Below are 10164 nucleotides of genomic sequence, written 5' to 3'. Positions count from 1 at the left end.
GACCGGGGTCTGGGGCGGAGCCCCAGTTCGGGAAGGGGCGGGTCTGGGGCGCCCCCCGCGAGGAACGCCGCCCGCCGATCACCTTGTCGGAAACGACAACGCAACGATCGACATCCCGTGAGCATCGTCATCTACGCGCGTAGGGCGTAACCGGCTACCCTCGTCGGCGTGAACGCTTCAGTTATTCCGGACGACATCCAGGGCGACCCGTACGCCGCCGCCGACGCCGCCGCCGCGCGCCTGCGCGAGCTGACGGGCGCCGAGACCCACGACGTCGCCCTCGTGATGGGCTCCGGCTGGGCGCCCGCCGTGGACGCCCTCGGCGCACCCGAGGCCGAGTTCCCGGTCACCGAGCTGCCCGGCTTCCCGCCCCCCGCGGTGGCGGGCCACGGCGGCAAGATCCGTTCCTTCAAGGTCGGCGACAAGCGCGTCCTGGTCTTCCTGGGCCGCACGCACTACTACGAGGGCCGCGGGGTCGCCGCCGTCGCGCACGGCGTGCGCACCGCCGTCGCCGCCGGCTGCAAGACCATCGTGCTGACCAACGGCTGCGGCGGCCTGCGCGAGGGCATGCGCCCGGGCCAGCCGGTCCTGATCAGCGACCACCTGAACCTCACGGCGACGTCCCCGATCGTCGGCGCGAACTTCGTGGACCTCACGGACCTGTACTCGCCGCGCCTGCGCGCGCTGTGCAAGGAGGTCGACCCGACCCTCGAAGAGGGCGTGTACGCGCAGTTCCCCGGCCCGCACTACGAGACGCCCGCCGAGATCCGCATGGCCCGCACCATCGGCGCGGACCTCGTCGGCATGTCGACGGTCCTGGAGGCCATCGCCGCGCGTGAGGCGGGCGCCGAGGTGCTCGGCATCTCCCTGGTGACCAACCTCGCCGCGGGCATGACCGGCGAGCCGCTGAACCACGAAGAGGTCCTCCAGGCCGGCCGCGACTCCGCGACCCGCATGGGCGAGCTCCTCGGCAAGGTACTCGGCCGCCTCTGACGGCGGCGCCGACACGGCGACAGGCCGGCAGACGGACACGGACACCACAGAAGCGAGAGGCTGATCCCACGTGCAGGACAACGGAGAGATCGTCGCCCGGGCCAAGGCCTGGCTCGACGAGGACCCGGACGCCGAGACGCGCGAGGAGCTCGCGAAGCTCGTCGCGGCCGCGGACGACCCGGCCGTCGCCGCGGACCTCGCGGAGCGGTTCGGCGGCACCCTCCAGTTCGGCACCGCGGGGCTCCGCGGTGAGCTGGGCGCGGGGCCGATGCGGATGAACCGCTCGGTGGTGATCCGCGCCGCGGCCGGCCTGGCCGCGTATCTGAAGGCCAAGGGGCACGAGGACGGCCTCGTGGTCATCGGGTACGACGCGCGCTACAAGTCGGCGGACTTCGCGCGGGACACGGCCGCCGTGATGACGGGGGCCGGGCTGCGCGCCGCCGTCCTGCCGCGCCCGCTGCCCACGCCGGTCCTCGCCTTCGCCATACGGCACCTGGGCGCCGTCGCGGGCGTCGAGGTCACCGCGAGCCACAACCCGCCGCGCGACAACGGCTACAAGGTCTACCTGGGCGACGGCTCGCAGATCGTGCCGCCCGCGGACGGGGAGATCGCGGCCGAGATCGACGCCATCCGCAGCCTGCACGACGTGCCGCGGCCCGAGAGCGGTTGGGAAGTCCTCGACGAGGGCGTCCTGGAGGCCTATCTGGCGCGTACGGACGCCGTCCTGGCCCACGGCTCCCCCCGCACCGCCCGCGCCGTCTACACGGCCATGCACGGCGTCGGCAAGGACGTCCTGCTCGCGGCGTTCGCCCGGGCCGGGTTCCCGGAGCCGGTGCTCGTGGCCGAGCAGGCCGAGCCGGACCCGGACTTCCCGACGGTGGCGTTCCCCAACCCGGAGGAGCCGGGCGCCATGGACCTGGCGTTCGCCACGGCCCGCGAGGCACGGCCCGACCTGGTGATCGCCAACGACCCGGACGCGGACCGCTGCGCGGTGGCCGTCCCCACCGACGCCGAGCGGACCGAGTGGCGGATGCTGCGCGGCGACGAGGTCGGCGCGCTGCTCGCCGCCCACCTGGTGCGGCGCGGGGCCAGCGGCGTGTTCGCCGAGTCGATCGTGTCGTCGTCGCTGCTCGGCCGGATCGCACGGACGGCGGGTCTCGGGTACGAGGAGACGCTGACCGGCTTCAAGTGGATCGCCCGCGTGGACGGCCTGCGGTACGGGTACGAGGAGGCGCTCGGCTACTGCGTCGACCCCGAGGGCGTACGCGACAAGGACGGCATCACCGCCGCCCTGCTGATCACGGAGCTGGCGTCCGGCCTGAAGGAGGAGGGGCGCACGCTCCTCGACCTCCTGGACGACCTCGCCGTCGAGCACGGTCTGCACGCCACGGACCAGCTGTCGGTGCGCGTGGAGGACCTGTCGCTGATCGCGGACGCGATGCGCAGGCTCCGCGAGCAGCCGCCGACCGGGCTCGCGGGCCTGCCCGTGACCCGCGCCGAGGACCTCACGCAGGGGACGGAGTCGCTGCCGCCCACGGACGGCCTGCGGTACACGCTCGACGGCGCCCGCGTCATCGTGCGGCCGAGCGGCACCGAGCCCAAGCTGAAGTGCTACCTGGAGGTCGTGGTGCCGGTCGCGGACCGGTCCGCGCTGCCGTCGGCGCACGCGCGCGCGGCGGAGCTCCTCGCCGCCCTGAAGCGGGACTTCGCGGCGGCCGCGGGCATCTGACCCGGCGCTCCGCCCGCGGCTGACGTGACAGCCGCGGCAGACCACCCGTTCGGGTGGTTCCCGTGCGGCAACTGACGCAGCTTCCCGGTGCGCTGCCGGTCCCCCCAGGGAGGGTCGACCGGTAGCGCACCTTCACGTACCGGGAGCCGCAGTGCCGCACGGACGCCCCCTCTCCTCCCTGCCCTCGCTGACCGCCGCGCCGACCCGCGTACCCCCGTCGCGCCGCTCCCGTACGTCCCCGCGCCTGCCGCGGGGCCTGCGGGCGCGCGCGGGCGACGCGCTGCGGCACGCGGCGCCCGCGCTCCTGACCTACGCGGCGATCCGCGTGCTCGGCCTCGTCGTCCTCGCCGTGTGGGCGCGCCGCGAGCACCGCGGCCTGTGGCATCTGCTCGCCGAGTCCTGGGACTGCGACTGGTACTTGAAGATCGCCGAGCACGGGTACGCGGAGACGCTCGGCCACACCTTCGACGCGAACAACCTGGCCTTCTTCCCGCTGTACCCGCTGCTGATCAGGGCGGGCGAGACGGTGCTTCCGGAGCCGCGCGGCGCGGTGGGCCTGGCAATCGCGTTCGGGTGCTCGTTCGCCGCGGCGTGGGGCGTCTTCAAGGTCGGCGACCGGCTGCACGGGCGCCGGGCGGGGGTGCTCCTGGTGGCGCTGTGGGCCTGCCTGCCGGTCTCCCTGGTGCAGTGGATGGGCTACACGGAGTCACTGTTCACGGCGCTCGCCGCGTGGTCCCTGTACGCCGTGCTCACCGGCCGCTGGGTGACGGCGGGCGCGCTCGCCGCGCTCGCGGGTCTGACGCGTCCCACGGGCATCGCGCTCGCGGCGGCGGTCTGTGTGACGGCCGCCCTCGCCCTGCGCCGCCGCTTCGCCGCCCGCACCCTCGTGGGCGCCGTGCTCGCGCCGCTCGGCTGGCTGGCGTACGTGGGGTGGGTGGGGGCCCGACTCGGCCGCTGGGACGGGTACTTCGCCGTACAGAAGTGGTGGCACAACGAGTGGGACGGCGGGATCGGGACGCTCCGCTGGATGAAGAGCCTGTTCCTGGTGGAGCGTCCGCAGCTGTTCCTGGTGATGGTGACGCTCGTGCTGCTCGGGGCGGTCGTCCTGTACGTCCTGTCGGTCGCCGGGCGCGAACAGCCGCTGCCGCTCCTGGTGTTCACGGGGCTGCTGCTCGCGATCGTGCTCGGCTCCAGCGGGGTGTACTTCCCCCGGGCCCGGTTCCTGCTGCCGGGCTTCCCGCTGCTGCTTCCGGTGGCGCTCGCGCTCGCGCGGGCCCGCGCGCGGGTGGCCCTCGCGGTCGTCGCGGGCGCGGCGCTGACGTCGGCGGCGTTCGGCGGGCACATGCTCCTGGTGTGGCTCGGACCGCCGTGACCCGCTGAACCCGGGCCGGTTGATGGAGAGTTGGGTCACCCTGCGTCCCCCGGGCACCGCATTCGAACGCGCATGCCTCACTATGGAAGCACTGTCCGGTGGTTCCCCAGCCCCCCAGCGGGAGCCGTCGGCCACGGGCGCCCCGCTCACCCCCCTTGCGCGGGCGCCGCACCGGCCGGGCACGGCTGAACCCCGTGTCCGGCCACCGCGCGCCGGCTCCCCGGGAGGCGGGCCGCGCCACCGCCGCCTACCGTGAAAGACGAGAACCATCGGCTCAGGGGGCGGGGAGGTCGAACCGTCATGACCGATCAGGTCGAACACGCTGAGGGCGAGCCGTGCTGGGCGGACGTGATGTTCCCCGACGTGGGCGCGGCCAAGGACTTCTACGGCGAGCTGTTCGGCTGGACGTTCGTCGAGGGCGCACCGGAGTTCGGCGGCTACACGCAGGCATACGTGGGCGGGGCCGACGGGGCCGCCGTGGCCGCCGTGTCGCCGCAGATGCCGGACATGGCGGGGCAGCCGCCGGCCTGGAACCTCTACTTCACCGCGCCGGACATCGAGGCGACGGCGGCGAGGATCCGTACGGGCGGCGGCACCCTCCTGATGGAGCCGATGCAGGTCGCCGACTTCGGCACGATGGTCACGGCGCAGGACCCGAGCGGCGTGTACTTCAGCGCCTGGCAGGCGGGCAGCCACCGCGGCTTCGAGAAGCGGAACGCGCCGGGCGCCTTCTGCTGGGCGGAGGTCAACACGCGTGACGTGGCGAAGGCCGACGCCTTCTTCACCTCGGTCTTCCCCTTCGAGGCGAAGCGGATGGTGGACGAGCACATCGACTACCAGGTGTGGCAGGTGGGCGGCGCGCCCGCGCTCGGGCGCATGAAGATGGGCCCGGAGGTCCCGGCGGAGGTGCCGCCGCACATCAGCGTGTACTTCGGCGTCGACGACTGCGACGCGGCGGTGGCCACCGTCCAACGGCTCGGCGGGCGGCTGAACTTCGGCCCGATGAGCAGCCCGTTCGGCCGCTTCGCCGCGGTGTCGGACCAGCAGGGCGCGGCGTTCGCGGTGATCGACCTGTCGACGACGGAGGGCGAGATGCCGGAGCTGGTGTGAGCCGGGGCCCGCAAGGGCCGGAGGGTCAGCCGGTCCCCAGCAGCACGGCGAGCAGGACGGCCCCGGCGGCGCACGGCGCGAGGACCTCGTAGGCCCACCGGACCACCGGCTCGCCCTGGGCCGACTTCGCGCCCTCGCGCCGCTCGGCGATCTCCCTCAGGTCGTCCATGGCCTGGTCGCCGGCCGCGCGCGTGCCGTCGGGGAACGCGCCCGGGGCGCCGGGGCGGACCCGGGTCGCGACGGGGTCGTCGGACGCGACCTGCTGGGCGTGGCGCCGCGCCGCCTTCTTGCGGCCGCGCAGCGAGACGGGGATGGCCCACAGCTGGAACTTGGTGCCGTCCTGCGTGAAGGCCTCGTTCGAGTACCCGGAGCGCAGGCCGGAGATCGCGCCCCAGGGGAGCGTGATCGTGCGGAAGGGGTTGCGGATGCGCAGCCGGTCCTCGCTCGCGTACACGGCGGGCCGCACGGTGTAGGCGACGACGAGCGGCACGGCGAAGAGCAGTCCGGCGAGGGCCACCCAGGGGGTGCGCCCCTCGCCCCGGATCAGCGCGTCGATGCCCAGCCAGGCGCCGATCGCGAGCAGCATGACGCCGCCGGCGATGGCTGCGTGGGACCGGTAGACGCGGTCCTTGTAGGCCGGGTCCTGCTCCGCCGGGGTGGGCTGCGGGTCGCTCGTCATAGCGCTGATTGTGCCTGACGCGTTTCCGCATCCGGCGCGCGGCAAGGGTGTGGGGATTGGTCCAGACCTAGTACGGTCGAGAGTTGTCATGTACGCCTAACCGTCGTACGGAGAGCCATGACCCCCACAGGAAGAGGAACCAGGAAAACCCCCGGAGTCTTACGAAGAGCGACCACAGCCACGCGCGGCAGGACCGCCGCGCTGCTCGTCGCCCTGCTGCTCCCCCTGTCCCTGCTCACCGCCCTCACCGCGGCCCCCGCGCACGCGGCCGGCACCCTCACCGCGGCCTTCAGCACCGAGGGCAGCGGCTCGTCCTGGCAGGGCAAGTACGTGGTCCGCAACAGCGGCTCGACCGCGTCCACCAGCTGGACCCTGGAGTTCGACCTGCCGCCCGGCGTCACCGTCAGCGGCCACACCCACGGCGAGGCGACCGTCTCGGGCAGCCATGTCACCGTGAAGAACGCGTACTACAACGGCCGGGTCCCGGCGGGCGGCACCACCGAGCCGTACAGCTACTTCTTCAGGGCGAACGGGCCGCTCGGCACGCCGACGGGCTGCACGATCAACGGCGACAAGTGCGACGGCACGCCCGACAAGCCCCCGACCGCGCCCGGCACCCCGACGGTCACCACCGCCACGTCCCGCACGATCTCCCTGACCTGGCCCCCGGCCGGGGCGGGCGACTACCCGGTCACGACGTACGAGGTGCTCAGCGGCGGCTCCGTGGTCGCGACCTCGGCGACGAACAGCGCGACCGTCGCGGACCTGACCCCGGCCACCCGCTACACGTTCACCGTCCGCGCCAAGGACCGGCGCGGCAACACCAGCCCCGAGAGCCCGCCGGTCACCGCGACGACCGTCGACCCGTCGACCGACCCGACCCCGCCGACCGCGCCCGGCAACCTGCGCGCCACCGGCAAGACCCAGGTCTCGGCGGCCCTGGCCTGGGAGAAGTCCACGGACAACGTGGCCGTGGCGGCGTACGACATCTACCGCGGCACCGCGCTCGCGAAGACGGTCCCCGCGTCGGCGACCACCGCGACCGTCGAGGGCCTGACGCCCGCCACCGCCTACACCTTCACGGTGAAGGCCCGTGACACGGCCGACAACGAGTCGCCCGCCTCCAACGCCGTGAGCGTCACGACGGACGACTCGGCCGGACCCGGCAACCACCTCAAGGTCGGCTACTTCGCGCAGTGGGGCATCTACGGCCGCCAGCACTTCGTGAAGAACCTCGACACGTCCGGCCAGGCGGCCAAGCTCGACGTCATCAACTACGCCTTCGAGAACGTCGATCCGGTCAACCACACCTGCCTCGCCGGAGTGGTCAAGGGCGTCTCCGGCAACCCGCAGGACCCGGACGAGGGCACCGGCGCGGGCGACGCCGAGGCGGACTACGGACGCGCCTTCTCCGCCGCCCAGTCGGTGGACGGCGTAGCCGACGACGGCTGGGGCAAGCTGCGCGGCAACTTCAACCAGCTGAAGAAGCTCAAGGCCAAGCACCCGCACCTGAAGGTCGTGGTGTCGCTCGGCGGCTGGACGTTCTCGAAGTTCTTCGCCGACGCGGCGGCCACCCCGGCCTCCCGCGAGAAGTTCGTCAAGTCCTGCGTGGACGTGTGGATCAAGGGCAACCTGCCGGTCTACAACGGCGCGGGCGGCCCCGGCACCGGCGCCGGCGTCTTCGACGGCATCGACATCGACTGGGAGTGGCCGGGCTCCGAGGGCCACCCCGGCAACCACTACGGCGCAGCCGACAAGAACAACCTGACCGCCCTGCTCGCCGAGTTCCGCAAGCAGCTGGACGCGACCGGCGGCAGCCACAAGCTCCTGACCGCGTTCACCCCGGCCGACCCGGCGAAGATCGAAGCGGGCTGGGACATCAAGAAGATCTTCGAGTACCTGGACTTCGCCAACGTCCAGGGCTACGACTTCCACGGCGCCGGGAGCGACAACTCCTGGGAGCCCAAGCGCACCGGCCACCAGGCCAATCTGCACCGCGACGCCCAGGACCCCTACTCGTTCGACTTCAGCATCGAGAAGGCGGTCCAGACCTATCTGGACGCCGGGGTCAACCCGCGCAAGCTCACCGTCGGCTTCCCGTTCTACGGCCGCGGCTGGAAGGAGGTCGCCGACGGCGGCGTCAAGGGCGAGTGGCAGTCGGCGAACGGCGCGGCCCCCGGCCAGTTCCCGGAGGAGGCGGGCACCAGGGGCTACCACAACCTGATCACCAACGTCCCGAACATGACCGTGTACCACGACGAACAGTCCATCTCCACCTACGGCTACACCGGCAACAACGGCCAGTGGTGGAGCTTCGACGACACCTGGTCGATCGGTAAGAAGACCCAGTGGATCAAGTCGAAGGGCCTGCTCGGCGGCATGGTCTGGGAAATGTCGGGCGACACCCCCACCGGCACGCTCATGACGGCGCTCGACAACGGCCTGAAGTAGGCGCCGCGGTGAGCACCGTCACATCGCATTGAAGTTCGTACCACGAACTATTACAGTTCGTGGTACGAACTAAATGCGCGGGGAACGCGCACGACCACGGGGGAGCGAACACCCATGAGCAAGACTGTCGCGGTCATCGGCGGGGGCTACGGCGGCGCCGCGGTCGCCAAGGCGCTCGACGAGCACACGGACGTCGTCCTCATCGAGCCGAAGGACGCCTTCGTGCACGCGGCCGGATCCCTGCGCGCCCTGGTCCGGCCGGACTGGGCGGCCAACATCTTCTTCCCGTACGACGGACTGCTCCGCCGCGGCCGGGTCGTACGGGAGTACGCGGCGTCGGTCGACGCGTCCGGCGTGACCCTCGCGTCCGGCGCCCGCGTCGACGCCGACCACATCGTCCTCGCGTCCGGCTCCGGCTACCCGTACCCGGCCAAGACGGACACCGACGTCGCCGACGAGGCGCTGGCGCGCCTGCACGCCACCCACGAGGACCTCGCGGGCGCACAGCGGGTGCTGATCGTCGGCGCGGGCCCGGTCGGCCTCGAACTGTCCGGCGAGATCAAGGCGGTCTGGCCCGACAAGCACGTCACGATCGTCGACCCGGCGCCCGAACTCCTGCCGGGCTTCGAGCCGGCCCTGCGCGAGGAACTGCACCGCCAGCTGACCGGCCTCGGCGTGGAGCTGCGCCTGTCGACGCGGCTGAGCGAGGAGCCGCCCGGCGACCCCGGTCAGGCGAAGACGTTCACGGTGGCCACGGCGGGCGGCGACGGGAGCGAGCTGACGGCCGACATCTGGTTCCGCTGCTACGGGGTGGTGACCAACGGCGACTACCTGAGCGACGGCAGGCTCACCACGCGGACCGCCGAGGGCCGGGTCCGGGTGACCGAGCACCTCACCGTCCAGGGCCACGACCACGTGTACGCACTCGGCGACATCACGGACCTGGCCGAGGCGAAGATGGCCGGCCACGCGATGCAGCACGCGGAAGTGGTGGCCCAGAACATCCTCGCCCAGACGCGCGGCGAGACCCCCACGGCGACCTACCGCCCCTCCCCCGTTCCCGCGGTGCTGCTCCCGCTGGGCCCGTCGGGCGGGGTCGGCCAGCTGCCGACGGAGGACGGCGCGCAGATACTCCCCGCGCAGGCGGTGGCGGAGTACAAGGGCGCGACCCTGTTCACGGAACGCTTCGCGACCCTCTTCAACACCGAGCCCCCGACCACGCAGAACTAACCGACCGCGCCGTCGTCCCCGAAAACCACCGGCACTTCGTTTTCGAGGACGAGCCGCCCGAGGAGTGCGACGAGCTGCCCCCGCTCGGCCTCGCTGAAGCCGAGCGGCAGCTGGTCCATGCGCCGGCAGGTGGCGGCGTAGAACTCCTCCACGAGCTCGCCCCCCTCGTCGGTGAGCGCCACCCGCACGGCCCGCCCGTCGACCGGGTCCGGCTCCCGGCGCACGAGCCCGCGCCGGGCGGTGCGGTCGACGAGCCCCGTCAGACTCGACTTGGCGAGCCCGAGCGCCGCCCCGAGCTCACTCATCCCGTACGGCTGCGCCATCAGCACGCACAACAGCTGCCCCTGCTGAGCGGTGAGCCCGTACTCCCGGCTGCACTCGGCATACACGGCATTCACCAAAAACGCAGACCGCACCAGAGCGGTAGCAACCCCCATGGGCCCGTCGGCTTTCCCCATGACCCCAGCGTACGAAATAGCCTGCACGCGAAAATCCAGCCCGCCCGGCGTTTGAGGGCGAGGCGCGCAGCGCCGACAAGCGGGGTCCCAGGGGCGGCAGCCCCTGGTTTCGGTGAAGGGGCGGGCCTGGGGCGCCCCGCGA

The 10164-nt window shown here is 72.6% G+C and carries 8 protein-coding genes; 6 read left to right on the top strand and 2 right to left on the bottom strand.

Translation table 11 applies throughout. The annotated features are described in order from the left end of the window. Positions 1-168: 168 nt before the first annotated feature. The 4 genes from ACFWZ5_RS42290 to ACFWZ5_RS42275 all read left to right on the top strand — a co-directional run bounded on the left by ACFWZ5_RS42290 (position 169) and on the right by ACFWZ5_RS42275 (position 5204). Positions 169-993, top strand: a complete 825-nt coding sequence (locus ACFWZ5_RS42290; RefSeq protein WP_384805223.1) for a purine-nucleoside phosphorylase — start codon at positions 169-171, stop codon at positions 991-993. Between the two features lie 70 nt (positions 994-1063). After that, positions 1064-2722, top strand: coding sequence for a phospho-sugar mutase (locus ACFWZ5_RS42285; RefSeq protein WP_384805221.1), 1659 nt, complete (start codon positions 1064-1066; stop codon positions 2720-2722). Positions 2723-2873: 151 nt separating this feature from the next. After that, positions 2874-4094, top strand: a complete 1221-nt coding sequence (locus ACFWZ5_RS42280) for a mannosyltransferase family protein (protein ID WP_384805219.1) — start codon at positions 2874-2876, stop codon at positions 4092-4094. Between the two features lie 300 nt (positions 4095-4394). Further along, positions 4395-5204: a VOC family protein gene (locus tag ACFWZ5_RS42275; RefSeq protein WP_384805217.1), complete on the top strand. Its 810-nt coding sequence runs from the start codon at positions 4395-4397 to the stop codon at positions 5202-5204. A gap of 25 nt (positions 5205-5229) precedes the next feature. Here ACFWZ5_RS42275 and ACFWZ5_RS42270 read toward each other — a convergent pair whose 3' ends face one another. Beyond that, positions 5230-5883, bottom strand: a complete 654-nt coding sequence (locus tag ACFWZ5_RS42270) for a PH domain-containing protein (RefSeq protein ID WP_384805215.1) — start codon at positions 5881-5883, stop codon at positions 5230-5232. A gap of 117 nt (positions 5884-6000) precedes the next feature. Between ACFWZ5_RS42270 and ACFWZ5_RS42265 the strand changes: the two genes are divergently transcribed. Then, positions 6001-8334 carry a glycosyl hydrolase family 18 protein gene (locus ACFWZ5_RS42265; protein WP_384892415.1) on the top strand — a complete coding sequence of 778 codons (2334 nt, stop codon included), beginning with the start codon at positions 6001-6003 and terminating at the stop codon, positions 8332-8334. Between the two features lie 114 nt (positions 8335-8448). Beyond that, the gene (locus ACFWZ5_RS42260; RefSeq protein WP_384806734.1) at positions 8449-9564 is read left to right on the top strand and encodes an NAD(P)/FAD-dependent oxidoreductase; all 1116 of its coding nucleotides are present in this window, start codon (positions 8449-8451) and stop codon (positions 9562-9564) included. Here ACFWZ5_RS42260 and ACFWZ5_RS42255 read toward each other — a convergent pair. Then, a complete protein-coding gene (locus tag ACFWZ5_RS42255; protein WP_384806738.1) occupies positions 9561-10001 on the bottom strand; it encodes a MarR family winged helix-turn-helix transcriptional regulator in 441 nt (146 codons plus the stop codon). The genes ACFWZ5_RS42260 and ACFWZ5_RS42255 overlap by 4 nt on opposite strands. Between the last annotated feature and the right edge of the window lie 163 nt (positions 10002-10164).

Origin of the sequence: Streptomyces sp. NPDC059003 (assembly GCF_042740445.1) — a bacterium.
Taxonomy (GTDB): domain Bacteria; phylum Actinomycetota; class Actinomycetes; order Streptomycetales; family Streptomycetaceae; genus Streptomyces.
Note: the sequence above shows the minus strand (reverse complement) of the source record. Positions and strands in the feature narration are given on the sequence as shown.